The 26042-nt window shown below is 35.2% G+C and carries 28 protein-coding genes; 5 read left to right on the top strand and 23 right to left on the bottom strand.

Features of this window, described 5'->3' with window-relative positions; genetic code table 11:
- Positions 1-59: 59 nt before the first annotated feature.
- Complete coding sequence (locus GIY83_RS10525) at positions 60-1082, bottom strand: LLM class flavin-dependent oxidoreductase (protein ID WP_208687180.1); 1023 nt, start codon at positions 1080-1082, stop codon at positions 60-62.
- Positions 1083-1411: 329 nt separating this feature from the next.
- On the opposite strand from GIY83_RS10525, the gene GIY83_RS10520 reads away from it, so the two are divergent.
- Positions 1412-1795, top strand: coding sequence for a hypothetical protein (locus GIY83_RS10520; protein WP_208686844.1), 384 nt, complete (start codon positions 1412-1414; stop codon positions 1793-1795).
- 63 nt (positions 1796-1858) lie between these two features.
- Positions 1859-3274, top strand: a complete 1416-nt coding sequence (locus GIY83_RS10515) for a PLP-dependent aminotransferase family protein (protein WP_194616688.1) — start codon at positions 1859-1861, stop codon at positions 3272-3274.
- 185 nt (positions 3275-3459) lie between these two features.
- Here GIY83_RS10515 and GIY83_RS10510 read toward each other — a convergent pair whose 3' ends face one another.
- From GIY83_RS10510 to GIY83_RS10440, 16 genes are all read right to left on the bottom strand, one after another.
- Positions 3460-3849 carry a DUF1634 domain-containing protein gene (locus tag GIY83_RS10510; protein ID WP_228520443.1) on the bottom strand — a complete coding sequence of 130 codons (390 nt, stop codon included), beginning with the start codon at positions 3847-3849 and terminating at the stop codon, positions 3460-3462.
- Positions 3850-3853: 4 nt separating this feature from the next.
- Positions 3854-4690: a sulfite exporter TauE/SafE family protein gene (locus GIY83_RS10505; protein ID WP_121319401.1), complete on the bottom strand. Its 837-nt coding sequence runs from the start codon at positions 4688-4690 to the stop codon at positions 3854-3856.
- A 673-nt stretch (positions 4691-5363) separates the two neighbouring features.
- Positions 5364-5579 carry a hypothetical protein gene (locus tag GIY83_RS10500; protein WP_208686841.1) on the bottom strand — a complete coding sequence of 72 codons (216 nt, stop codon included), beginning with the start codon at positions 5577-5579 and terminating at the stop codon, positions 5364-5366.
- Between the two features lie 267 nt (positions 5580-5846).
- Complete coding sequence (locus GIY83_RS25095) at positions 5847-5981, bottom strand: hypothetical protein (protein WP_255474396.1); 135 nt, start codon at positions 5979-5981, stop codon at positions 5847-5849.
- Between the two features lie 14 nt (positions 5982-5995).
- Positions 5996-6277: a hypothetical protein gene (locus tag GIY83_RS10495; RefSeq protein ID WP_229029289.1), complete on the bottom strand. Its 282-nt coding sequence runs from the start codon at positions 6275-6277 to the stop codon at positions 5996-5998.
- A gap of 80 nt (positions 6278-6357) precedes the next feature.
- Positions 6358-7389, bottom strand: a complete 1032-nt coding sequence (locus GIY83_RS10490; RefSeq protein ID WP_208686839.1) for a hypothetical protein — start codon at positions 7387-7389, stop codon at positions 6358-6360.
- Complete coding sequence (locus tag GIY83_RS10485; RefSeq protein ID WP_208686837.1) at positions 7386-8666, bottom strand: glutamate decarboxylase; 1281 nt, start codon at positions 8664-8666, stop codon at positions 7386-7388. Before GIY83_RS10485 ends, GIY83_RS10490 begins: the two co-directional genes overlap by 4 nt.
- 73 nt (positions 8667-8739) lie before the next feature.
- Positions 8740-9846, bottom strand: coding sequence for a hypothetical protein (locus GIY83_RS10480; protein ID WP_208686835.1), 1107 nt, complete (start codon positions 9844-9846; stop codon positions 8740-8742).
- A gap of 60 nt (positions 9847-9906) precedes the next feature.
- Complete coding sequence (locus GIY83_RS10475) at positions 9907-10725, bottom strand: hypothetical protein (protein WP_208686833.1); 819 nt, start codon at positions 10723-10725, stop codon at positions 9907-9909.
- Between the two features lie 18 nt (positions 10726-10743).
- Complete coding sequence (locus GIY83_RS10470) at positions 10744-11985, bottom strand: TolC family protein (protein ID WP_208686831.1); 1242 nt, start codon at positions 11983-11985, stop codon at positions 10744-10746.
- Between the two features lie 22 nt (positions 11986-12007).
- Positions 12008-12220 (bottom strand): hypothetical protein, encoded by a 213-nt coding sequence (locus GIY83_RS10465; RefSeq protein ID WP_194616697.1) that lies wholly within the window; start codon positions 12218-12220, stop codon positions 12008-12010.
- A gap of 102 nt (positions 12221-12322) precedes the next feature.
- The gene (locus tag GIY83_RS10460) at positions 12323-12712 is read right to left on the bottom strand and encodes a hypothetical protein (protein WP_194616698.1); all 390 of its coding nucleotides are present in this window, start codon (positions 12710-12712) and stop codon (positions 12323-12325) included.
- Between the two features lie 31 nt (positions 12713-12743).
- Complete coding sequence (locus GIY83_RS10455; protein WP_194616699.1) at positions 12744-13199, bottom strand: DUF2589 domain-containing protein; 456 nt, start codon at positions 13197-13199, stop codon at positions 12744-12746.
- A 19-nt stretch (positions 13200-13218) separates the two neighbouring features.
- The gene (locus GIY83_RS10450; protein WP_194616700.1) at positions 13219-13500 is read right to left on the bottom strand and encodes a hypothetical protein; all 282 of its coding nucleotides are present in this window, start codon (positions 13498-13500) and stop codon (positions 13219-13221) included.
- 28 nt (positions 13501-13528) lie between these two features.
- Entirely contained in the window at positions 13529-14236 is a 708-nt protein-coding gene (locus GIY83_RS10445; protein WP_194616701.1) for a DUF2589 domain-containing protein, read from the bottom strand.
- A gap of 20 nt (positions 14237-14256) precedes the next feature.
- Positions 14257-14856, bottom strand: coding sequence for a hypothetical protein (locus tag GIY83_RS10440; RefSeq protein WP_194616702.1), 600 nt, complete (start codon positions 14854-14856; stop codon positions 14257-14259).
- 1096 nt (positions 14857-15952) lie between these two features.
- Here GIY83_RS10440 and GIY83_RS10435 point away from each other — a divergent pair.
- Positions 15953-16699: a LytTR family DNA-binding domain-containing protein gene (locus tag GIY83_RS10435; protein ID WP_194616703.1), complete on the top strand. Its 747-nt coding sequence runs from the start codon at positions 15953-15955 to the stop codon at positions 16697-16699.
- Between the two features lie 176 nt (positions 16700-16875).
- Here the strand turns inward: GIY83_RS10435 and GIY83_RS10430 are convergent, their stop codons facing one another.
- Positions 16876-17244 (bottom strand): helix-turn-helix domain-containing protein, encoded by a 369-nt coding sequence (locus GIY83_RS10430; RefSeq protein WP_194616704.1) that lies wholly within the window; start codon positions 17242-17244, stop codon positions 16876-16878.
- Positions 17245-17327: 83 nt separating this feature from the next.
- On the opposite strand from GIY83_RS10430, the gene GIY83_RS10425 reads away from it, so the two are divergent.
- Positions 17328-18206, top strand: a complete 879-nt coding sequence (locus GIY83_RS10425; protein WP_208686829.1) for an NAD(P)H-binding protein — start codon at positions 17328-17330, stop codon at positions 18204-18206.
- Positions 18207-18270: 64 nt separating this feature from the next.
- On the opposite strand, the gene GIY83_RS10420 is transcribed toward GIY83_RS10425, so the two are convergent.
- The 3 genes from GIY83_RS10420 to GIY83_RS10410 all read right to left on the bottom strand — a co-directional run bounded on the left by GIY83_RS10420 (position 18271) and on the right by GIY83_RS10410 (position 20830).
- Entirely contained in the window at positions 18271-19035 is a 765-nt protein-coding gene (locus GIY83_RS10420; protein ID WP_208686827.1) for a LytTR family DNA-binding domain-containing protein, read from the bottom strand.
- The gene (locus tag GIY83_RS10415) at positions 19016-19909 is read right to left on the bottom strand and encodes a sensor histidine kinase (protein ID WP_208686824.1); all 894 of its coding nucleotides are present in this window, start codon (positions 19907-19909) and stop codon (positions 19016-19018) included. The genes GIY83_RS10420 and GIY83_RS10415 overlap by 20 nt, the downstream gene beginning before the upstream one ends.
- A 315-nt stretch (positions 19910-20224) precedes the next feature.
- Positions 20225-20830 carry a porin family protein gene (locus GIY83_RS10410; protein ID WP_229029287.1) on the bottom strand — a complete coding sequence of 202 codons (606 nt, stop codon included), beginning with the start codon at positions 20828-20830 and terminating at the stop codon, positions 20225-20227.
- Positions 20831-21083: 253 nt separating this feature from the next.
- Between GIY83_RS10410 and GIY83_RS10405 the strand changes: the two genes are divergently transcribed.
- On the top strand, positions 21084-22097 hold the full coding sequence (locus GIY83_RS10405) for a zinc-binding alcohol dehydrogenase family protein (protein ID WP_208686822.1): 1014 nt from the start codon (positions 21084-21086) through the stop codon (positions 22095-22097).
- 63 nt (positions 22098-22160) lie between these two features.
- On the opposite strand, the gene GIY83_RS10400 is transcribed toward GIY83_RS10405, so the two are convergent.
- On the bottom strand, positions 22161-23630 hold the full coding sequence (locus tag GIY83_RS10400) for a hypothetical protein (protein ID WP_208686820.1): 1470 nt from the start codon (positions 23628-23630) through the stop codon (positions 22161-22163).
- A gap of 54 nt (positions 23631-23684) precedes the next feature.
- Complete coding sequence (locus GIY83_RS10395) at positions 23685-25508, bottom strand: T9SS type A sorting domain-containing protein (RefSeq protein WP_229029285.1); 1824 nt, start codon at positions 25506-25508, stop codon at positions 23685-23687.
- Between the last annotated feature and the right edge of the window lie 534 nt (positions 25509-26042).

Below are 26042 nucleotides of genomic sequence, written 5' to 3'. Positions count from 1 at the left end.
AATAAAAAAATCTGTGTCAATCAGTTTAAACCTGTGATATCCGTGGGCTAAAATCCTATTTATCCTTTATGAATCAACGGAATTACTTTAGATCCGATAAGTTCGATAGCGTTCATTAATTGGGTGTGTGTAAGTCCTGCATTATCCATTTGGAAGGTAAATCTCGAGATTCCGCTAAGCGATTCGCTATGACGCAGAATTTTCTCTGCTGCTCTTTCCGGACTTCCCACAATTAAAACACCCAAGTCATCGATTAATCCGTCAAATTTGTCTTTGGTTACAGGCGGCCAGCCGCGTTCTCGTCCTAGTTTGGTCCAGAGTTCGGCATAACCAGGATAATATTCTTCGATGGCTTTTTCGGTTGTGCTTCCCACAAAACCTGGGGAATGCAAGCCTACTTTTAGTTCTTCGGGTTTGTAACCTGCGGCTTTTCCGGCTTCGCGATACAAATCGACCAAAGGTTTAAAGCGATGTGTTTGTCCGCCAATTACAGCCACCATCAAAGGTAAACCCAAAGATCCTGCCCTAATAAAAGATTCCGGAGTTCCGCCAACGCCCAGCCAGATAGGTAATTTTTCCTGTAAAGCTCTGGGATATACAGGGAGATTATTCAAAGCCGGACGGAATTTTCCCGACCAGGTGATAAATTCATTAGCTCTAATTTGTAAAAGAAGTTCTAATTTTTCCCTAAAAAGGGCATCGTAATCATTGAAGCTATAGCCAAAAAGGGGATAGGCTTCAATTGCAGATCCACGGCCTACAACAATTTCGGCTCTTCCTTTTGAGATTAGATCCAGTGTAGAGAAATTTTGATACAACCGAACGGGATCAGCGGCACTTAAAACCGAAACAGCACTTGCTAACCTGATGCGTTTTGTCCGGCCAGCAGCAGCGCCTAATATTACGGCTGTAGCCGAATCTAAAAACTCCTTTTTATGATGCTCTCCAATTCCAAAAACCTCAAGTCCGGCCTGATCTGCCAGCTCGATTCTTTGCAGTAATTGTTCCATCGCATCGACACTACTCAAAGTGTTGTTGTCTCCGTACATCGCCGAAGCAAAACTGTCTATACCAATTTCTATCATATAGTAAAGGTATTAAAAATTATTTTTTCTGTTATCAAAAAAACGGCTTTAAGGAGTAGGATTCGGAATAAATATCAATCAATTTGAAACACGAATTTCACCAATTTGCACGAATTAGTTTGTGAAATTAATTTCACAAACTAAGGGTAACCAATTATGATTTGTGCAAATTCGTGAAATTCGTGTTATTTTAAACTTATCTGCGAGTTACAATTTTTAAGTCTATAATTATTTTGTCATCTGTACCCTTAAATTAAATGATTTTTGTATCTGTATCTAATCTTTTTTACTCCCTAATTTTGTTAAGAAATTAAACGACTACAGCAATGGATACCACGAAAACTACCAATATTCAATTTGATTCAATTAATATATCTTCTTTAAAATCTGTTGTAAATATTTACCAAAGTAAGGTGAAGGATAGCGAAAACAAATTTGCGAAATCATCATCCCATTTTGGTCTTCCTTTAAGTATTGCCTCTTTTGATAATCGCGTAATTGGTTATGCTTTTGTTGCAATTAATAAAGCAGGAAAACCGGAAATTAACTCATATTGGGAGCAGGAATTTTACAGCGTTGAGGTAGAGCAGGATTTAAAATTTCATGCCCAAAATGCTTTTTTTACCGCATTTAAAGATCCTGAAACACGTACCAATAAAATTCAGAATGCTGCCGAAAAATTATTCAACTGGCTGAATGTTTGCAATTAATATCATAAAGGTTACAGATTAAATTTTAGTAAATTTACAGGATACAGATAACGATCAAAAAAAATGGCAAAAGAGGTTTTATATCTAAAAATTGCAAATACTATTCAGGAACAAATTTTCTCCGAAACTTTAAAAATTGGGGATAAACTTCCGTCTATTCGTGCTTTTCAGAAATTGCACAATGTAAGTATGAATACCATAAAACAAGCATTTTTAGAATTAGAAAGTAAATCGTTGATAGAATCCCGACCAAAATCAGGTTTTTATGTTAGTAAAACTTCAAATAGAAAATTATTGCTTCCTTCAATGAATAAACTGAAGTTATCAGAACAAAAAACAACTTCTGAGGATTTGATAACAAAGGTCTTTGATAGTTTAAGTGATAAAGATATAACAAGGTTTTCGATTGGAGTTCCTGATCCGAGTTTGTTGCCTATTGCGAAGCTTAATAAAGGTCTTACAAAAGTCGTACGCAATCTGGCCGAAAGCGGAACAAGTTACGAACCTGTTCAGGGAAGCGCCAATTTGAGACGAAATGTAGCAAAATGGGCCATTGTACTAGAAGGGAAATTGACTGAAGATGATTTTGTGACTACTTCCGGAGCTATGAATGCGATTTTTAATTGTTTAATGGCCGTTACCAAACGCGGAGATACTATTGCGATTGAAAGTCCGGTTTATTTTGGAATTATTCAGATTGCCCAGAATATGGGACTTAATATTATCGAATTACCAACACATCCTACTACAGGAGTAGATTTAGAGGCTTTAAAGAAGGTGATTCATAAAGTTGATGTTTGCTGTTTTATGAGCAATTTCAGCAATCCTTTAGGGAGTTTAATGCCTGATGAACATAAAGAAGAACTGGTAAAAATGCTCACGCATCATAATATTCCTTTAATAGAAGATGATTTGTATGGCAATCTATTTTTTGGAACCGCCAGGCCAAAGCCGTGCAAGTATTATGACGAAGCAGGAATTGTCATGTGGTGCGGATCAGTTTCTAAAACATTGGCACCGGGATATCGTGTAGGATGGGTGGCACCGGGGAAATTTAAGGATAAAATCATCAGGCAAAAAATGGCTCAGACGGTTTGTATGCCTTCGTTGTATCAGGAAGTAATTGCCGATTTCTTAGAGCACGGAAGATACGATCACCATTTAAGGAACTTAAGAAGTACATTATACACCAATTCATTGCATTTTCAGCGTACCATTGAAGATCATTTTCCTGAAAATACTAAAATTTCGCAACCGCAGGGAGGTTCTTTTCTTTGGCTTGAACTGGATAAAAGTATTGATACGGCTGTTTTGTACGATACGGCAATCCAGCAAAAAATAGGTTTTGCTCCAGGCAGAATTTTTACCCAACATGATCAATACAATAATTGTATGCGGCTTAATTTTGGTTTAGAATGGAAAGAAAAAGTAGAACTGGATCTAAAACGATTAGGGCAATTAGTAAAAAATAGTCTTTAATGAACTGTGTTTTTTTAAACACATAGAGACATAGAATTTTTGAACTGATAAAAAGGCGTTTCACTTATTGAAAATTCACATAGCTAGCGCTATGTGAAAGAAATGAATTTCTTTTTGCATTCTTATTTATTAAACACATAAAACCTATGTTTCTATGTGTTTAATAAAAAATTACGAATTGTTATTTAATGCGAAAATCCAAAAGAAACACTTATCAAAATGATTACAATAACGATTAATGTAATTACTACATACAAATAATCTTTCTCTAAAAGAAAAGAAAACAGCGATAGTAAAACACGTAATACAGGCGTAAGGAAAAGTAAGATGATCCCAACAAAGATTAGCGATTCTCCATTTCCCTGAATGGCTCCATTATAGATGGTTGAAATTACTTCGAATATATTACGGTCATTTTCTTTAAAAACAGAATAGTTTTCGATATCATTACTGTGACCCATCAAATAGACGATTCCGCCAATAAAGGCTACAGATAATGAGATCCAGACGCCATAGCGCAATAAATTACCAATGATGGATTGAAAATCTTTTTCTCCAAATTTTTCGTGTTGCATTGTCTTAGATTTTTCCATTAAGTCCGTTGTATATCATGTTTACTGCAAGCACAAAAATCAGGCACGCAAAAAAGATTCTTAGTTTTTTAGGGTTGGTTTTTACAAGTACTTTTGCTCCAGCCATTGCGCCAAACAAAACACCAATAACGACCGGCATACAAATTCCAGGTTCGATATATCCTTTCTGGATATAGATTACAGAACTTGCCATTGCGGTAACACCCATCATAAAATTACTGGTTGTGGTAGAAACTTTAAAAGGAATTCTCATGATATTGTCCATGGCAATCACTTTAAAAGCGCCTGAACCAATACCTAACAAACCTGACATCATACCGGCGATTCCCATCATTCCAAAACCGCCTACTACGTTTTTGGTTCCGTAATGTACTACTTGCCCGTCATGAGTGGGATAAGTTCCTTCAAGTCGTAATTTTTTAGCCAAAGGAGATGATTCTAAAACAATATGTTCTTCTTTTTTTCGAAGTGAATTTATAGCCGAGAAAATCAAAGTAAGTCCGAATAATACGGCTATGAATGAAGTAGGAGCGATGGTCGAAAGTAAAGCTCCGCAAACGGCTCCGATTGTTGTGGCAATTTCGAGAAAAATTCCCAATCGCATGTTCGTGATTCCTTCCCTGACATAAGCTGCGGCTGAACCTGAGGAAGTTGCAATTACAGAAACCAAAGCTGCACCAATTGCATAATGAATGTCAACGCCAAGAATGACTGTTAAAAGGGGAATTATGATAATTCCGCCACCCAAGCCTGATAATGAACCAATAAAACCTGCTAAAAAAGCACCAAGAATCATAATCAAGGTAAATGTAAGTACTGTCATTGGGATAAATTTTGTTGGCGCTAATTTACGAATTGATATTTGTTCGGGAAGAATTTAGGAGCTTAAATATACCTTAAAAATGAGTTGTCTTTAATTTGTGTCAGTGTAAAAGGTTGTTAGTTAATGAGATATTGTGTTTCGTTTCGTTTTTAAATTTCTAAGAGTTCCTTCAACTATGCACAATTTTGTCATTTCGATTTCCATGATAAAACCAAATCTTTTTTTTCAGGAGCTAATCCCGGACCCGAGCCTGAAAGTGTGAATTGGCGAAGCAATCCGTTCCAATCTTTTTATTTTTTAAAGAAAAAAAATAAAAAGGTTTTGCAGAATCTATCGGGTACCTAGGGTACTCGTTTTCATAATAATATTTTCGGATAGTTTGTCATCTTGAGGAACGAAAGATTGCACGAGAAATGCTGCAAACTAAATCGCCAATCTTTGTAGAGTTCCGTGCGTGATCCTTCGTTCCTCAGGATGACAAGATTGCGGGTAGCTATCATGAGTAAAATAAAAAATCCGTGTAAATCTGCGTTTTCGCGACAGCGAATCCATATCATCCGTGCGCCATTAAAAGCAAAATACGCACAATCTAAAAAACACAAAAAAACTCCATCATTATGATGGAGTTTTTATAAAATAATAGTCTGAATCCTTTATAAAATGGGATCATGATCTATTTTTTTGCGTTTGCGATAGAATCTCTTTTTATAGCAGATGTATCCGTAGGTACAATTGCTGTGTCTATTGTAGCGTCTACACTATCAATTGTTGTTTCGGTAGAGTCAACATAGGTATTATCGACCGGAATGGTGTCGGTTTTCTTGCAGGAAAATGAAAGTCCGATTAAAATAAAAAGAAATGCGATTTTTGATTTGATTAGCGTTTTCATAATTTTATTTATTTCGTTAATAATTAATTATTTCAAAATTAGAGGTTTAGGTTTTTAATCCTTTACATGATTCTTTATTGTGTTTTATAAGATACTCATTATTAGTGTTTTGTGTGTTTTTTGATTTCTCGATATAAATCTCAGAATATTTTATGAAAATGAGTGCCCTAGCCCAGACAGGAGCGGCATCCTTTTGTGGTGGGGTTCACCACAAAAGATACAGCGGATGGCTGGATTAGCTTCTAATTATTCAACCAGAATTTTTATTTATTTGTCAAGCGCAAAAGAAGTTCTGCCAATTGTAGAAAGTAATAAAGCGCCTGCGGCACTTGTAAGCACAGAATAATCAAAAGGTGCTTTTACAGAAACCGAAATTGCCATCGTGATCGCGAAAAGGAGCATTAATCCTGCGGTTCCTAAAGCGGCATATTTAGTTTTTTGAATCCGATGATTAAGGAGAGTCCAAATGCGATTTCGAAGAATGTGGCCAAAGCGCCTAATATTCCTGCAACGGATTTACTAACGAAAGGGTTTAGGGTATGGGCGTAGGTGATAAAATTTTCCCAGTTTCCCCAGGCAACTCCGGGATCACCTGGTGCGCCCCAAAGTCCGAAACGGTCTGCAACGGCTGAAAGCATGGTGATTCCTAGCACTATTCGTAAAATTAAGCCTGCTTGTGGTATTGATATGTTTTTCATTTTTGGATGTATTTTTACGTAAATATAATAAGATGGCAAGTAACTGTATAGTCCAGTTTTTATAAACACTACAGCCCAGATTATTTTTTTTTAAAGAAAATTATATAAATGCAAATCAGGATGTAAAGAATATAAAGTAAAGGAAAAAATAATTGAAAAAAGTTATTTATTTTTAGGGTTGTACGATCGTTTTTTGAATAGGCGTAGTTGAAAATTATGGCGATTAAGGTCAGGAAAATCGAGATATAGCCGGATATTATAACGAGTTCGATAAACGTATTATAGGGCAATGTTGGCAATAATGATGAGGTAAAAAAATTGAATGTTACCATTGTAAGCATCAATGTAAAAGAGATATTGAGCTGATTTGCAAAATCTTTTACCCAGAAAACCAACCACGATGCGACAACCAGGATTGCGATTGGTAATATTATTTTCCAGATGTAATATTCTATTTTTCGTTGGGCGTAGATTTCAAAATTGCATCTGGAGAATTCTTCTCCTTTTTTGCTGGCGCTTAAGTGATTATAAACCATTTTATTGACGTAATCGCGTTGGCCTAAAATATTCCATTCTTCCATATATGAGGGATCGAGTTTTTTTGGAAAAAGCTGCGGATTGGTAAAAATGAGGTCTTCTTTTTCCATCGAGAATGATTCTAATTGTATGGTAAAACATTGTTTATCATGGGGATATTTATGAAAATCCATGACAGAGGTAAACCTTCCGTGAAAACGTTCGTTGTATATAAGGGTTTTATCAGGATTGATGATTAATCGTTTATTGATGATTTCGCGATTACCGAGAATATTGATAAATTCGAATGAGGGAACAATTATGTTTTTAGGAAATTCTTCGTTTTCGTATATGATTTTGGCTTTATTATTTTGGTAAAATAAATCCGAAATTGTGGCTTCGCGCCAGGAAAGAACCAAATAAGCATCGATCATATAGGTTTTGTTTACGGTATTGATATCATAAATTTTATTAAGATGAATGGATACGGTAACCACTAACGGATTGCTGGATTTTGGGTTTTCTTTGTACAAATTTGCCTTTAGAGAATATGTGGTGGCTAAAAAAAATAGCATTGAATAGTAAAACTTTTTCATAAACGATAATGGTTTAAGTTTTGATAAATAGCAATAAGATCATCGCATAACAGTGTTACCATTGTAGTATCGAAATTCTCTTTTACAACAATTCGCATGAGTTTATTGGGTTCGAAATTTCCGGGTGCGTTATAAACGGGAAGCATCCAGTTTCTGGCTCTTAGCTGCGATTGAAACCCGTATAGGTCGATTGCATTTGTAGTGTTTAATTTGAATACTACAATTGGTAACTGGCCTTCGTCTATTATTTCGAAATAATTGGATTCTTTGAGTCGGTCTCTGATAATTTGGGCTGTTTTGCAGCAACGGTTTATTATTTTTTTATAGCCGGAAATTCCGTTTTGAAGTATCGAAAAATATTGCGCCAGAATCATCGAAGCTCCTTTAGAATAATTTAGGGTGTAGGTGTCTATAGGTTTACCAAGATAATGCGAGGGAAAAATGAGTTCTTTGGGTAAAAAGAAAGCATCTCTAAAAAGCAGCCAGCCAATTCCGGGATATACCAACCCGAATTTATGTCCGGACAGATTGATGCTTCGAACCAAAGGCAAACGGAAATCCCATTGCAGGTTTTGTTCTTTTAGAAACGGAAGCACAAAGCCGCCAATGGCCGCATCTACATGAATACCAACATCCCAATTGTTTGTGGAATTGATTTCGAGGATTTTGTTATTAAGTTCTTCGATAGGATCAATACTGCCGGTATAGGTGTTTCCTGCAATGGCGCCTACGCAAATGGTATTTTGGTCTATGTTTTTTATAATTTCTTCTAAAGGATATTGATGGAAAGAAGAAATGGCAATTTTTCTGGGTTCAACATCAAAATACAATGCAAATTTGTCCCAGCAAACATGGGCATTGCTGCTGTAAACGATATTGGGTTTGGTTGTATCGAGCTGTAAGGATTGTTGTCTTTTTTTCCAATTCCATTTATGCGAAAGCAGGGCCAGATGTATCGCTTCTGAAGATCCCAAAGTAGAAGTTCCTTTTATTGAATGAGGATCCGGTACATTTAGCAATCCTGAAAGTAAGGCAACGATTCTATCATGGATTTTTTTGCTTTGCGCGTATTCGCCATAATCGATAAAATTTTTTCCTAATTGTTCTGTAATCAATTTATTTGCATAGGGATGCATTTTGGTAGTACTAAAACTGCCCAGATCCAGATGCACGTCTCCATCCATAGCAAGTTCTGAGCAAATCGCGTTGTAAACTTTTGCTGCTTTGTTTCCTTTTTCGGGAAAGGTATCTGGTAAATGGTTGCGATTCTTTTTCATGAGAATATGGGGTTTTGATCTTAAAAAGAAAAATATCCCTAAAAGGGTAGGATAGGGATATTTTTGATAAACTTTATAGGCCTAAATACCTGTTGTTCTTTTTATTAATTTTAGCGGAATTGTTTTTTGCACGATTTCTAATAATTTGTTCTAGAGATTCTCCGGAATAAAGAATTTTTTCAGCCTTAATTTCTAATGGATATGAATCCTTTGTGGTTCTTTCTGTTAATTTTAAGTTTTTGATATTTGAAACCAAAGCCAATACATCATTTTCTGTTTTTATAATGCCTTCCTGAATTGCATTAAGATCACTATTGGAAATTTCTAGTTCGTGATATACGATTTCTTTCAATAAATTGGTAGGACAATTGATTTCATCGTATAGTTCACTAATTTCTTCAGTTTTATTGACCATTGCCGAATGCCTAAATCCACCTATATAAAATTTAGTTTCAATGACAGGTTTGTCATTTTTAGGATTCACAATGTTTAAATTCTTGCATTGGTTTTCATAAAAGTCAAGCCAATATTGATCAGCTTTGAATTCGTTTCTCATATCAAACCGGGCTGGATAATAGATTACTTTGAATAAGTTTGGTTTTTTGCTGCGAGTTGCAATAAAATCCAATGCCGTTTTAATTTTATTTTCGCCTCCTATTGTTTCAAAACCCAATAGATCGTTTTTTGAACCTAAAGCCGATGAGCCTAGAACTTTTGACGAACCCGGAACAGGATCAACAGCAATGAATGTAATTTTTTTTATTGAACTGTTTTCGAATGAACTAAGCCTACACGTTTCGTATAAGGATGCGATAAGTCCCAGGATACCAACAGCAGCACCGCGACTATGACCGCCAATGATGAGTTCGACTTCTTCATCAGAATTTGTATTTTCTGTAATTTTAAAAAAATGTTCAATTTGAGCCACTTGATCATGCTCTTGTGCTCCTTTGGCTCTAGTATATAGTTTGTAAATATAATTAGTAAATTTATTAATGAGCCCAGGTTCATTTGCTGCATCATTATTTTGCAATGTATTGGTTTTAGAGATGTTTCCCTCTGTTCCCAGACCATTTATGTATTCAACTTTAATAGTATCTGTTTCTGTGATATTAAAAAAATTACGCATACTTTCGGCTGTGGTATCCGTTCCTGAATACCATAAAAATAGTTTTTTCATGATTGTAGTTTTTGTGATTAAAAATTAGATCTTAGGCTTCGAAACCCGATTTGGCTGAAGCTATAGTTGTGCAATTGCCTGAATGTTGCCATAGAGAATATCGGCCACAAAACCACAAGCTAACGCAATAAAAAGGTTGTGGAGGAGGGTATCATCTATAAGATACGGGGCAAATACTTTTGTGTTGATCAATAATATCGCGCTTAGACTGCCAAGTAAAATGGCCATCCAGTAAAACGGAATTTTATGTGCTGTTAAAGTGCTTCCGTCTAATTGTTTGATGAGCTTTGGAAAGAAGTATAACATTACCCCCAAAAATGCTGTAGCCACTATATAAAGCTGATTTATAATGAATAAAGCAATATCTGTAAAGGTGTATTTACCTGTAAAAATGTCGGATTCAATTAAGCCATATCCTAAAACGGTCAGGAGAACACTAATTGTCGCAATTAGAGTAAATTGGCGTACTATTTTTATTCTTAATAATACCACCCTCGAATTCGATTTATCGCGATATTGATTGACATAATCAATACTTTTTGGTGTTACCGGATGTATGGTTTCTCTGAGCATTTCGTTCAAAACTATTTTATGGGATAGCTTTTTGGTTTCGGACAATGAGCCTATTTCAGCTGCTATTTTTTTTCCTTTTCGAATGATGAATTGCAGCATGGTTTCAATCTCTTTTTCGATCAGGGTTTCAAAAGCTGTTTTGGTATCAGTAGTAAGGGGTAAAGGTTTCACTTCAGCCGGAATAAAAGCATCTTCTTCTATAGGTTTTACAATTACGATCTCTTGAGGAGCATTCTCTATTGGTGGTTCAGGAATTTCTGAAGTATTAGGAGAACGATTTTTTAGTTTATCAAATATTGCATTCATAATTTTTCGTTTTAGTCGTTATAAAGTTGATCCTGTATAAAAGTCCAGCAGTTTTCCCTGAGTTATAGTGTCGTATTTTAGTACAACAGCTTGCAGCGCATTTTGTCTGTTCCAGTTTCGGAGCAGTAAATACGATTCGTAAGTAGAGTTTCCTGCTTCTAAATTTTTTTTGCTTTCGCTTAATAAAAGCGTGGTTTTATCAAGGGTAATGAGCATATTTTGATAGACAGCTTCTTTATTTGTCAATTCATTTATAATAAAAACCACGGTATTGAATAAAGTCTTTTTCTGATTTTCGAGCTGCGTTTTTTGGTAATTAAAATTGATAACAGCGCGTTCGATATTGGCATTTTGCCCTTTTAAATTCAATACAGCAACAGCAACACGCAAGCCTAAATAGTTCTGAATTCCAGACAAATTATTGTTATTATTGAAAGCATAAAAAGAACTTCCCTGAAAACTTATGGTAGGTGAAAGAAAAGTTTTTGCAATAGCTATATTCTTTGCCGCAATTGCAACTTCTAACTTGTTACTGCTTATTCCGGGATCTGCCAGAATTGCTTTAGGAAATGCTTCTGTAAGCATTTTGTAAGCAGGGGCAAAAGGCGGAATTTCTTCGATATCAAAATCAGGTGTGCTGTCCAGGTTAATGAGCTGTTTGATTTTTAATAATGCCAGTTCGTATTGCAGACTTAAGGATTCAATTTCCTGCCGATCTTGTTGTAGTATTGCATCAAAAAAAGTTTTATCTGTAAGGGTAAAGATCTTTTTTTGAGAAAGCTCATAGCGCAATTGTAGTGCTTTATGATAAAATCGAACACCAACCAGAAATTGTTCTTTTTTAGAAAGTGCATCTGTATAAGCATACATAACCTGCAGTTCGATATCATTTTGGGCACTGGCAATATTATATTCACTTTGTACGACTATCATATCGGCTTTTTCAAGTTCATATTTTTTTTTGGATCCTGAATAAATAATAGCATTGGCTTCTAATCCAAAACCGGATTGCCATAAATAACCTCCCGGGCCTTTTGTATAATAAGGATTGAGTACAGCATTGAATTGCGGAAGATATAAGGCTTCAATATTTTTTTTATCTTCTGCATAAGTCGCATTTAGTATTGTATTTTCTTCGGCCTTAAAACTACGTTTCCTGCCATAAGCAATACATTCTTTAAGTGTCCATACCTTTTGAGCCATTAATTTTGGAACAAGGCATAACAGGACCAGGCAAATTAATGCAATCTGTTTTTTCATGATAAATGATTTTAAATGAGATCTAGTTTTTTGCCAACTCATCAAGATTGATGGCATTGAACCCGCTGATGTCTACCTTTTGCCTGATTTCGCAACTGGGGTAGCGAACGCCATTTTTTGCAGAGAAATCGGCTATTGCATAAATGCAGAGTTCATCATCTAATGCCAATCTGTTTACTGTAGTTGTATAGAGTGCTTCTTGTTTTTTTCCTTTTACGGTGATTAAACTTCCCATAGCATTACATTTTTAGTGAAATATTCCTGATAACCTCTTACACATCCGGATGTTTTTTTGAGGAACTCCCACGGGAGTTTTTAAATTTTAATGCTGAAACAACTAAGTTCTTCTACAGCTTATAATTTGTCTATTTGCATTCACGTAAGTAATCTCGAAGATTCTTGGTGTCCCATCTTGATTTTGTGTAACGTAGAAGTGAAATGCAGTATTAGCGGTGTTTCTTCCTGTAAAGTGAAGACAAAATCCTCCGTGAACTAAATCTTCCGGCTGATGCGTTCCTTGCTCAATCGCGTAGACTTGAGTGCTTGATGCTACGGCAGTTCTAATAAAGTCTGCTGCTACAGGATCTGTAAAATGAGAGTTAGCATCACTAAATGCCTGCTCGATCAATAATGGTGTCAGGGTATCAAGAAAAGCCTGATACTCTCCGTAACGTGCTACAGTACGTGGAATGGGAGCATTCCAGCCTGGTCTAAAATTAAGTGCCATAATATTTATATTTAAAAGTTAATAATCAATGTTATACTACACTTTTAACCAGATAGTCATTGATCCTTAAAAAGGATTCTGAAGGGTCTCCGGCCTCAAATGTGATTTCAACGTTTGCCGTGGCTTGTTTTTTTCCAAAAATTCCGCCGCCGCCGCCCATGTCAATATCCAGACTTGGCCCATTTTTACTATCACCTTGTTCTACTTTAATTTTACCCAAACCAACTTTAAACTTTAGTTTGAGTTCTTTGATTTTGATTGCAGATGGCGGCAAAAGGCTTAATAAAGGAACACTTAGCGTTGTCATTGCGTTAGGATCATCATCAGGATCAAGGGTTGGTACATGAAGTTCTTGTACAAGTGGTTTTCCGTCTTCGTCAAAATATTTTGCGATTTGCATGATATGTTGCTCCTCTGTTAATTCCTGAGCTTTTAATACTGCACTGTGGATAGCCTGTAATAAATGGTCAAATCTTTGTTGTGACATGGTTTCAGTTTTTTAAATGTTATTTTTCATCCAGCCAGTATGGCTTTCTCGTAAAACCTACATGATAGGTTGTGCTTTGCATGTTGAGTTCGTGTTCACCCAGCTTAAAACTTCCGATAGAAATATCTTTGCCTATTATGACTCCCTTAGGGTGCTGCGAAAGACATTTGTTAAGCAACACCAACTGATCTTCCCGCATTTCTTCGGTAAAAGGTGCACTTGGATTAATAGAACCAATTGTTATTTTTTTTATATATCGTATATCTGCGATAGTGATCTTTTGCGAATTATCTGGTAGCATATCAGTTGGTGTTAGGTTGCTTCATCAATTACTCGTTAGGCTTTTCTGTAGATGGGGTTGCTTCAGAACCATCTGTATTTACGAGTTTACCTTGTTCTTTAGGTTTACCATCTTCGCCTCTTTCGATTTCGCCATTAGCATTTGGTTTATAAGCCATAACCTGACGTGGTTTTGCAGCATCATTCATAATATCAAGTACTCTTGCCAAACCTTCAGGTAAACCGTGGTTGGTTGCTTTTACTTCGACATGATATTTAGCCGAATGGTCTGTTGAGCGGGTGTTTTCTTTACTCGAAGAAACAGAACCCGAAACGCTTGCATTGATAGAAAAGAAAGCGATTTTTGCACTCATTGAGGCACTAAATTCTCCTTTGGAAGCAGATGATTCAACAGATTTCGTAGAGCTTTTAACTTCCATATCAAAGGTGATGTCTACCAAATCTACTTGCAGGTTAGGAATGGGTACAATGGCCAGCATTGGTACTTTCATTTTAACTTCTTCGACTGTAGCATTTCCGTCTTTGTCAAGCCCAGGGCGTTCAAAAACAAAATCTACCATTCGTGCAGGACCGGGAACAATAAGCCCTTCTGCATCTTTTACTTTTTCAAAACCAATGTCGTTAATAAACGCTGCTGTGGCTTTGGCCAAATCGGTATTTGATTTTACAGCTGCTGATAACGGTCCACCGATCAGGTCTTCCATAGGAAGGCCCTTAAATTGATCTCCAATGTTCATAATAAATTATTTAAGTGTTATTAATTTGTAGTAAAGTCCGACTCTTCCAGTAAGGTGTAGGTAAAAGAATTGCCGTAAAGACTTTTGGATTTGTTGCAGATTCCCATAAAGAATTTGAAATCGGCAACTTTTTTGAAAACGGTGCATCCGGCAGACCATTTTTCAACCGCCTGAGATTCTGAATCCGGATTGCTGCGGTGAATATTAATTCCAAAAATACCTTCGTGTTGTGGTCCGGAAAAGTCCAGTTTGCCATCTTTATTGGCATCTCTCCACACTTTTACGGGAGCTTTTTGTACCAAAGCTTCGTATTGGCCTTTGTGCAGCCCAATTTGGTGCGATCCTTTGTATTGGCCTGGTACTAAAATTGCAGTACCACTCACGTTTAATGGGTTTTTTAACCAAAATAATCCGGGATCTGTTGTGGCGGCAAAACTGAATATTTGCGGAGTAAGACTGTCGTCGCTAAAGATTAAACATAATGTATCATCAAAGGAATTGGCGATTACATTTTTACTTCTAATCCCTATAATGTTCAGATTATAAGGTTTGGCCGGGTCAAAAAAAGTATATCCTTTTTTGGCAAGAACGGCCTGGATTTCATTAATAGATGGTTTCATAGTCCTTATTTTATTTGATAAATTGATTATCAATGATTTACAGGACAATATTACTTCTGGTTAAAAGACTTTTTTGTTCTAATGGCACGAACGGTAAAGTTTTAGTTATGAACGGTTTAAAATAAATTATGTAGGATTTTATTTCTTATTTTTGGTTTATTGTATAACCCCAAAACAAATCATAATTATGACTATTACAGAAATTAGTGTTGAAAAAAGGGTTCAGACATCCATGCAAAAGAAGCAGGATTTGAACCAGATGGCTTTTTTTAATACTGTATCCCGATCAGATCAGTATTGTAGAAGTACAGTATTCAGGGTAATTGAGAGCAAATGTTGTTGGCACCTCACTACAAAAATTACAACAAAAATGCCCGTCGTCACGACAAGCTTCATTGGTTTACCACTTCCTTTTTATTAATAAATTGATTGTAGAGTCTATAAAGGAGTGACTGTCATAACTATAGAATATGCTTAAAAAAGGAATTTAATTCCTGATTTTAATATAGTTTATGATCAAATAATGGCATGAAAAAGAGGAAACTTTAAAGGCTCAATATTTCATTGTATAATGAGATTTATACTGAAAATGAAGTTAATTGTTTGATTTTTAATAGTATTACTGTTGAATCCTGAAATAATATTTTATTTAGAAAAGAGACTACATATAAAAGTTTATAATCGTATGAAGTTTGTTATTATTTCAATTATTAAGTCTTTACCAATTTCCTGAAAAAATGATACAGATTGCATGTTAAATTGTAATGCTATAATTTTTTTAGGAGATTATTACTGATATTCCCCCGTTTTTTTAATGTTTAATTTCATTTCTGTTTGAGATCCTTCAACAGACTTTTCCTCTTTATACTATTTACTTTTTAGTCTCGTCAACTTTTTGGTGAGGAATTTTTCTATGCTAATTTTTTAATGATTTAAAAATAAGCTTTAAAGATTCAGTGTCCAAAAATAGATGGGATCGAAGCACTGAACTATACTTTTTGAACTTTTGAATGAGCTTGAATTTTAAGGCAAATTTTAAAAGTTATAAAAGGTATGGCAATCCGTGCATTTATAACATTCAAAAAGATAAGATATTATGAAAATAAGAATACTAATTATAGAAGATGAGGCTTTGCAGGCACAATCTCTAAAAGAAGCACTTGAAGAAAGAGGATATGAAGTTACGGCTATAGCCAATAATCTAAAAGATGCATTAGGCTACTATTATGCTCAAAAGCCGGATATTGTTATTGTAGATGTGTACCTGAATGGGAAACCGGACGGAATTGTATTTGCCCAGCGAATAAACGAAAATCAATTTACGCTAAAACCTTTTGCTTTTTTGACAAGCTCGATCGACAGAAAAACCTTTGAACTGGCAAGAATTACAAATCCATATTGTTATTTGATCAAACCTTTTAATGTTCTCGAATTAGAGTTTGCTATTGAACTTGCGATCGAAAAATTTATGGGAATGCAAGGCGTTTTTTCAGGCAGTCAGTCCGGAGCCATTTTGATGGATGGTTTTTTCCTGATCAAAAAAAAAGACACTTTGGTAAAAGTATCTTTCAATTGTATCGAATACATTTATGTAGAAGGAAAATACACGTCGATTATTACCAGAGACGAATCATTTTTGGTCGAAATATCCTTAAAACAAATTCAGCAAAAATTACCCGATAAACAGTTTATACAAATACACCGCAATCATATGGTGAATCTGAATGTCATTAAAAGAATTCATATTTCTGACAGTCACATCGAATTATTATCCGGTAAAACGGTATCCATGAGCCGAAGATTTAAGGAAAAATTTGGAGATCATTATTCTATTTTGAAATAGAAATACCGTTAAAGCTTGCGGATAGATAAAACACTAATTTCACTAATTGACACAAATTTTAAATCCTGATTTGTTTTGTGAAATTAATTACACAAACTTAATTCGTGTTAATTCGTGAAATTCGTGTTTATGATATCGTACGCATGCAAGATAGATTCTTTTAGATTTTTTATCTTTTAAGAAGCATCAAATCCGTCTTCCTTATCTTTAAAAGCCCATGTTGCCATGGCTTCTATAACGGGCATTAAACCCTTTCCTGCATTACTGAGTTTGTAGGTTACAAACGGTGGAACAACCGGTTTTGCTTCGCGAATCACCAAATTATCTGCTTCGAGTTGTTTGAGATGCTGAATGAGCATTTTCTCGGTGACTGCCGGAATCGCTCTTTTAAGTTCGCTGTAGCGTTTGCTTCCGCCTGAAAGATGGTAGATAATAATGGGTTTCCAATATCCGCCAATTTTCTCCATAACATAGGTTACAGGGCATTGTTCTAAGGCATATTGCTTATTTTCCTGAATGGTCGATGATTCTTTGATCGCTGTCATTTGTGCATACTTTAGGGTAAGTACTTGTATAAAAGTAAGTACAAATATACCTTTGTTACAGATAATAAAAAAATAATTTAACTATGAAAATTACAATCTCAGGTTCTTTAGGAAATATAGGAAAACCTCTAACCACAAAACTAATTGCTTCAGGCCATGAAGTAACCGTAATTACGACTAATAATGACAGAGTTGAAGCTATTGAAGCTTTAGGCGCAAAAGCTGCTGTAGGTTCAGTAAGCGATGCTGCGTTTTTAAAAAATGCTTTTACAAATGTTGATGCTGTTTTTGCTATGACACCGCCAAACTTAGGTGGATCTAATATTGTTGCGAATACCACGGAAGCGGGTAAAGCTCTGGCAACTGCGATTAGCGAAGCAGGAGTGAAGCGTGTAGTAATGTTAAGCAGTATTGGTGCCGATTTGCCAGAAGGTACAGGACCAATTGCAGGACTTTATAATATCGAAAAAATATACGAAGGTTTAGATAACGTATCGCTTACTTTTCTTCGTGCTGGATTTTTCTACACAAATTTGTATAATGATGTTCCGATGATAAAAGGAGCGGGAATTATTGGATCTAATTATCCATCAAACGCTAAAATTCCTTTTGTGCATCCGGAGGATATTGCAAATGCGGTTGCCGAAGAATTGCAAAAAACATCGTCAGGAAAAAACATTCGTTATATTGTAAGTGATGTGAGAACTCCAGGCGATGTTGCAAAAGTTTTAGGTACTGCAATTGATAAACCAGAATTACCATGGATTGAGTTTACAGATGAGCAAGCGCTTGGCGGAATGACACAAGCAGGATTACCGGAAGAAATGGCTGGATTGTATCTGGAAATGGGTTCAGGTTTAAGAAGCGGAAAAATTCAGCATGATTTTTTGAGTAATACAATTGCTGTTGACGGAAAAATCAAGTTAGAAGATTTCGCAAAGGAATTTGCTGCAAGATTTTAATTTTTATAGAGAGCTGATTGTTAGATCAGCTCTTTTTTTTAAGTATTTTTATTTCAAGATACGTTTAATTTTCTGTTAACCAGGTTAGTAATTTACTTCGTTTTTCTCTGCTCACAATTATGTCTTTATCAAACGGAAAGGACAAATTGACTTTTAATTTTCTCGGAAAATAATCTGTTGCATCAATAATAGCGTTACGATTAACCAAAAATTGCCTGTTCATTCTAAAGAAAGTTAATCCTGTTTTATGTTCGAGTTCTTCAAGACTTTCTGTCATTGCATAGATTTTTCCGGAATAAGCGTGCATGTAAGTGATTTCATTTTCGAGACAGAAAAAAGCAATTTTATCAAGTGTAAAAGTTAATAATCGATCGCGGTATTTGATCATGATGGTACTGCTGCTGTTTTTGTTTTTAGCTTCTAAAGTTGCCATTGCCGCTTCATATTTTAAGGCAATACTTCCTGCCATTACTTTTTGCATGTTCTGAAATTTGACAAGGGCTTTTTCCAGCGATTCGATACTAAAAGGTTTCAGGATATATTCAATTCCGTTTGCCCTAAAAGCTTCTAATGCATATTCATCAAAGGCCGTACAAAAAATCACCGGAACTTCAATAGCGATAGTCTTTGCAATATCAAAACTTAGTCCGTCGCCCAATTGTATGTCACTAAAAATAAGATCCGGCTGCGGATTGGCTGAAAAATAATCTATAGCTTCCTTAACAGAACTCAGAACACTTACAATTTCGACATCAGGTGTTATTTGTTTGAGATTACTGATCAGATCATCGGCGACAAGTTGTTCATCTTCAATTATTACTATTTTCATGGGACATGATTTTAAAGCTTACCGAAAATAATTTTCCGTTATTCTTAATTATAATTTCTTCTCCAGACCACAATTGGTAACGTTCGGCTAAATTGCTTAAACCGCTTTTTGTTGATGTCTCTCCGGCATTTCTGAGGTTTATAGCATTAGAAACACTAATAAAATTGCCTTGCTGTTCTATCATTAATTTCAAAGGAGTTTCTTTGGTAAACATATTGTGCTTAATAGCATTTTCAAGTAAAGGCTGTAGCGAAAAAGAAGGAACAAATCCTTTTAGCAATTCGGGATTTTCAATGTTTAGATTCCATTCTAAAGCCTCACCAAAACGTATTTTTTGCATTTCCAGATAGTTTTTGCAAATGTCTAGTTCTTCCTGAAGTGTTGTCGCATGGCTATCGTTTAATGATACCGCAGAACGAAGAAAATCAGCTAATTGAAGCAAATAAATTTCGCCAAGTTTTAGATCCTTTTTATATAAAGCTTTTAATGTATTTAAAGAATTAAATAAAAAATGAGGATGAATTTGCTGTTTCAATAACAAGTTTTCTGCCTGAGTACTTCGAAGTTGTAAACGGGAATTTTCAAGTTCTGTCTGAATTTTATTCTGTCTAAAGATTACAAAATTATGCAGGAATAAAATGATTGTAGTTAGTACTGTAGAAATGGCTATAAAAGCGGCTAAAAGTTTGTAATTGTCTAAATGACTCGGAATTTTAGCAAGATAAGAGAAAATGGGCCATAAGGTAAGGTAGATTCCAATACCGGATATATAACTAAGACTTAACCGGCAAAGCTGAAATTTAAACAAATCATCCGGGAATTTCTTAGCGCTAAATTTTAGAATCCAGACCAATAAATTGCTTGTAATAAACATGTAACAGGCAGTTTTAATAGCGAGCACAAACAATGACGACAGAATTTCTTCGAATAAAAAGAGCAATAAAAAAGTAAACGGAAAGGCGAGACTTACCAATAGTATATTCAATCTTCGGATCTCTTTGAGATTGTAGGGAGTTATTGTTTTTCTTATATTTTTTATCATAGAAAATAGAATATCGAAACTGAGGTTTTTTCTTTTTATTTGGTGTATGAAATGTACAAATATCTGATTAAGAATTAGAATTTATTCTTTGCTAAAAATTCCGGCTACTTTATGCAGCCGGAATTTTTTAGACAGTTTTTTCATCTATTAAAAGATATAAAATAAACTTACCTGTGCGGTATTGTTTTGGAAATCAGTATTGAATCCTGCCGTTTTTACTTTGCTCACATCCGTTAAAGACAAATAATATCGCGCTCCAATTCCGAGCCCGTTTTGAAATTGATATCCAATTCCTGCAGCAACTCCGCCATCAATTTTTTCTGCAAATTTTGTACTCGAATTGATGCCCAGACTTGTAAAATCCTCGTCGACTAAAATCCCGATTTGCGGACCCGCTTCCAAATACAATCCAAAATTAGTTTTGTATTTTAAAAGAATCGGAACAGTAACATAAGAAAGTTTTATGTCCTCACCATCCATAATTCCCCCTTTGATTTTCGCACCTTGTGTAGAGTATAAAAACTCTTCCTGAACGGCAAAATGATCATTGAATTTATAGCCTACAAGTGCGCCAGCATGAAATCCGGCTAAACCTTCGGTATCGAAACCTGCATTGGTAAAGTCGCTATAATTCGCTCCGGCCTTTACACCAAAATAAAGGCGTTCTCCTATATTTTTAAAAAAGCTTTGACTAAAACTATTTGCAGAAACAAGGAGGATACAACCAATGAATAAATTTTTGATGATTTTCATAATTTTAAATTTTTGTTTTATACTAATTATTTTTTTATACCCGTCAAAAGTATATTGAGTTCAGTTCTTGTAATGGATAAATTAGGCGGAGGCGGACAAAATTGTACGGGAAACGGATTTTAGGAAATTAACCAGTAAAAAACACCGTCGAAATTTGGTAAATTTATACAGATATACAATCAACTTATACCATTTGTACAATTCCAACTGCTAGTATCTTTGTAGTATAATGAGAACTTAAAAATTAAAAAATATGAAAGCTATAGGATTTAAAACTTCATTACCCATTGCTGAAAAAGAGAGCTTTATAGCATTTGAAACTCCAAAACCAATTCCGGTTAAACGTGATTTGTTGGTCAAAATAAGTGCTGTATCTGTAAATCCGGTTGATTTTAAGATACGTCAGAATAGTGCAAAAGATACGGTTCTTGAAACTCCAAAAATTATTGGCTGGGATGCCGTAGGAATTGTAGAAGCAGTAGGAGAAGATGTGCGTTTATTTGAGGTAGGCGATGCGGTATTTTACGCCGGAGATATTACCAAACCAGGAAGCAATGCTGAATATCAGGTTATTGATGAGCGAATTGTGGGTAAAAAGCCAACATCGCTAAGTATTGAAGAAGCTGCTGTTATACCATTAACTGGTTTAACTGCCTGGGAAATATTATTTGACCGTATCAGAATCAGTCCTGAAAAAGACAAAGGAAAATCGATTTTAATTATTGGAGGCGCTGGCGGAGTAGGTTCGATTGCAATTCAACTGGCTAAGAAAATTGCCGGACTTACCGTTATTGCAACAGCATCCCGTCCGGAAACTATCGATTGGTGTAAAAAACAAGGCGCTGATTTTGTCGTAGATCATAAAGATTTGGTTGCTTCGGTTCGTAAAGCGGGATTTGAATATGCAGACTTTATTTTGGACTTTGTTGATACCAATGCTTATTGGGACACCATGGTAGAATTGATCAAACCTCAAGGTCATATTGCATCCATTACCGGAAGCAATGATCCAGTTGTACTAAATAAATTAAAGACTAAAAGTGCTTCTTTTTCCTGGGAATTCATGTACACGCGCTCGATGTTTGAAACGGAAGATATGCAGGAGCAGCATAACATTCTAAATAAAATTGCGGATCTTCTGGATGATGGCATATTAAAAACAACGCTGAACGAAACACTTATCGGGCTTACACCTGAAAATTTTAAAAAGGCGCATGAGTTGCTGGAATCTGGAAGGACGATTGGAAAGATTGCTATTAAGTTTTAATATAAATTCAAATGAAAAGGGAATAGAAACTAAAATTTCTATTCCCTTTTTTTAAGAAATAAATTATTTAATCGTAATTGCCATATTTGGAACAACAACATCGCCGCTACTGGAGTTTGCACGTTGTACACCAATTTCTATATAGTCATTATTGGATAATTCAATAGATGCATTTATTGGAAGAACAATAATATCAGTACTCAAAAGGGGAGGATTGCCTTTGCCGTAAATTTTATATTGATTTAAAGCAGTACTATTTTTAGCTATATAAATAGCGTAGATTGCTGTATTAGAAACTTGAACGGAAACTGATCCTGAAATTTGAAAAATTCTTTTCTTTTTTCCTAAATATTTCAATCGATTACTTATACCTGAGTCTGTAGAAAATCTGAATAAATTATAAGAGGTAGAATTTCCAGCAATTTTTACGATAGCACTTGGATTTCCTGACCCAAGATTTGTACTAACTCCACCACCAATCCCTCCGTCAATTGCAAAATCTCCAACTGCATTGGCATCTGATTCTGTAGGAATTCCGGCGCACCTTACATTCCAGCTGTTGTTAAAATTATATCCTGTATATGTTCCGGATGTATATGGTTTTATATATCCAGCACTATTAGCTCCCGAAAAAACCACTGATTCTAAAACTGCATCACCAGTTATGGATGGATTCGAAGAAACATCAATACCTATTGCACCAGCACCAACCTGACTAAATCCACTATTTTTTTGTATTTGCCCAAAGATGCCCGTAAAGGTTTCAAAAGTTCCGGTATTTGAACTGAACCAAGCCTGATTGCTTAAAAGTAAATTACTAATACTGGTATAAGTCATTCCTCCTATATTGTTTATAAACTGAATAATATTTCCAAAATATAGCCCCACATTTGCAATGGTTCCAGCGGTTCCGGTTGTCTGCCCGTCTACAATTGTATTCTGAACAAAAAGAGAAGTCCCGCCAGTGATGTTAAAAGCTCTTCCTCCTCTTAAAGTCACATTCCTGATACTTCCTCCTGTAGTCCCCTGAAAAATTGTTCCTCCCGGAAATGTAAGAATATCTTCGTTGGTATCAACTCCGGTTACATAGGCATCATTTAAATTAATAGGCGCAGCCAGTGTTATTGATCCGTTTATTTCATATAATGTATTTGTATTTAAGAGATAAACAGATCCTCCTGCTAGAAGCTCAGGCGCCAAGTCAGCTGCAGATTTTACGCGTTTAAAATTAGTTCTTCCTACCGAGCTGTTTAAAAGAGGTAACCAGCCGCTTGGAGTAGAGAAATAATAAAATGATTTTAAATCGGTATCATAAACTAATAGTCCTTGTGCAGGAGTTGTTATAGCATTTCTCTGAATAGTTGTCATTCTGGGAGCTAGCATCCCTTTTGTTGTTGAGGTGATATCCACAATAGAAGTAGCATCTGGCGTTGTTGTTCCAATACCGATTTGTGCATTTCCTATCGAAGTAATAAGAAAGAAAAACAACATTAATAATGTTTTATGATTTTGTAGAGTAGATTTAGTGCTCATAATTTCTAAATATTAGTTAGTGGTGTGTATTTTTTTTGCTCAAAAGTTTAAGTTTTATTTGCCTGAATTTGAGATGACAATTTTCTCGGTAAATCTTTGGTTATCGGTAGTTAAAAATTCTGTGATGTAAACACCGCTGCTTAATCCTGTAGTGGAGAAAGTATAATTTTCGTTTGTTCCCAGATCTTTTTTAGACAATACATTTTTGCCCAGAATATCATAAAGTTTAAATGATTTTAGCGCAAAATTATGAGGATTTGAAACTTTTAAATTGCTATTGACATTGTCCTGACTGATGAAAAATTGTTTGACAATATTGCTGCCGACACCAAGTGTATTGGCATCTCTAAAAGCAACTTTAAACCGGTCATTGTAAACACCCGGTGTAATAGAAACTTCATAAGTTCCATTTTTAACGTCATGATAAGAGTTATCAAGCGCATCATAAATATAAATTTTCTGAGTTGTGTCAAAGTTGATGACTTCCGGAATGAAAAATTTAAAATTAGTAGTTGTGGCAGCTTTTACCGTGAGTGCGATTTTTTTTGTTTCATCAAAAGTGACTCCCTGAATAACGTAGCTGCCATTTTCGATCAAAAAAGTAATATCATTAGGCAAGCCATCATCCATATTTAACGCATCGATGCCGTAATCAATCCCGTCTGTAGCTCTGGGTAAAAAAGCTAAAGCTAGTTGTCTGGTAAATTGATTGTTGATAATTGTATTTAGTTTAAAATGCGAAACATTTTCAGCCACATTATTTTCTGTTTCTGAGTTTTCTTTGGCAGTATCTTCTTTCTTGGTATTTTTATCTTTTGGTGTTTGTCTTTCAAATTGAGAAGAACCTACAGCTTCTTTAACATAAACTCTATGACTATTTTTGAATATTGCACTTCCATTAGCAATAGCATTAATGACAAACCCTTGACCTATAGGTGAGTATCGTCGATTTATTACAAGTCCGGATGATGCACCACCAGGATTCATTGATCCGTCTCCATTATAAGAGCTAAAAGTTGCAGCGGTATAAACACCATTAGAATTTACATCCATAGGTGCGTAAGATCCATAACCTCCTCTATAATTAATTAGGGTATGAGAGTTAACTGTTTTATCATGTTCCCAAAAGTAAGCAGTACCTCCGGTTGCTGTATTAGACGGATCAAAAAGAAAAGCATTTAGATCTATAGCCGATGGATAAGGATTACCTGTTAAAGTACTACTGTTAGTAGCCAATGTAATGGTTATGTTACCATCATTGGGTCTTCCTCTAAAATCATATCGCTGTGCACTTCCGGGATTGTTGGTTATTCCAGTTACTTCAGGATCTGTGGGATCAGTTCCGCTGGTTCCTTTCATAGAAAAGCCTTCTCCGGGAGCGAGTGTTGTAGCATTGCCAACGAAAACCCATTGCGAATAATTAGTAGCACTACTTAACTTGTAAATCCATTTTGAGGCTATTGCAAGGGGAGATGATGTTCCGTCAGAAGTTGTTGCAGGTAAAATGGTAGCAGTCGTGAATGCAGTGGAAGTTGTAGGCCTGCCTAACATTGTGATTCCAAATTTTCCAATTTCTGCTGGAACAGGACTCGTACTTCCTACGGGAGCGCACCAATAATTGTAATCATAGTTATCTGATGTACCTTCCTGATAAACAGATAATGTACCAGTTCCGGTATTGGCATTGGTTGTTATTGTACCTTGTAATAATTGCGAATTGTTTCTCAAATATAAATTTGAATTCGACGCTAAATTAATATCCTGCTGCACAAAGAGCACTTCGTTTTTTACGTACATATAAGCATTAGGACTAAAATAGATTTGCGAAATGCATTTTGTAGTAGTCAGTATCAAAATAAGTACTATAGTTTTTTTCATAACTTATGATAAAGATTAAACTGTAGATTTTGGTTTTCGTAATAAAAAAAATAGTCCAAGTAAAATACCAGCAGCAAAAAGTATTGCTATTTCACTGTCTATAGGTACCTGATCACCAACAGGAGGAATTCCCCTGGGTTGGGGTTCGGGGAGGTCAGGCAAGGCATAACTATCAAAAGAGATGCAAAGGAATAAGGCGAATAGTAACTTTAACTTTTTAACTTTCATATTGTAATTCTAGATTTGGGTAAATAAAATTCATGAAACGAATTATTCTTAATTTATGAGTAAGAATAATTTTATAAAAAATAAGAGCGGCCTGTAGTAATATTGGTATTTTAAATAAAAGGCATGTAAAATGTAATTTTTTGGCTACTAAATTATAATAACATAATTTGTTAAAACATGAAACAAAATGATAAAAAAGCACATACTAATCCTACGTAAATTAGAGTTTTTGTATTTTTTTAACAATTACTCTTTGTAGTATAAATAAGATATTTATTCTAATTTATTGAAAATAATCGTATAATT

Source organism: Flavobacterium sp. SLB02, from assembly GCF_009664855.1.
In the GTDB taxonomy this organism is placed as follows: Bacteria; Bacteroidota; Bacteroidia; order Flavobacteriales; family Flavobacteriaceae; genus Flavobacterium.
This window is presented reverse-complemented; position numbering and strand designations above follow the sequence as displayed.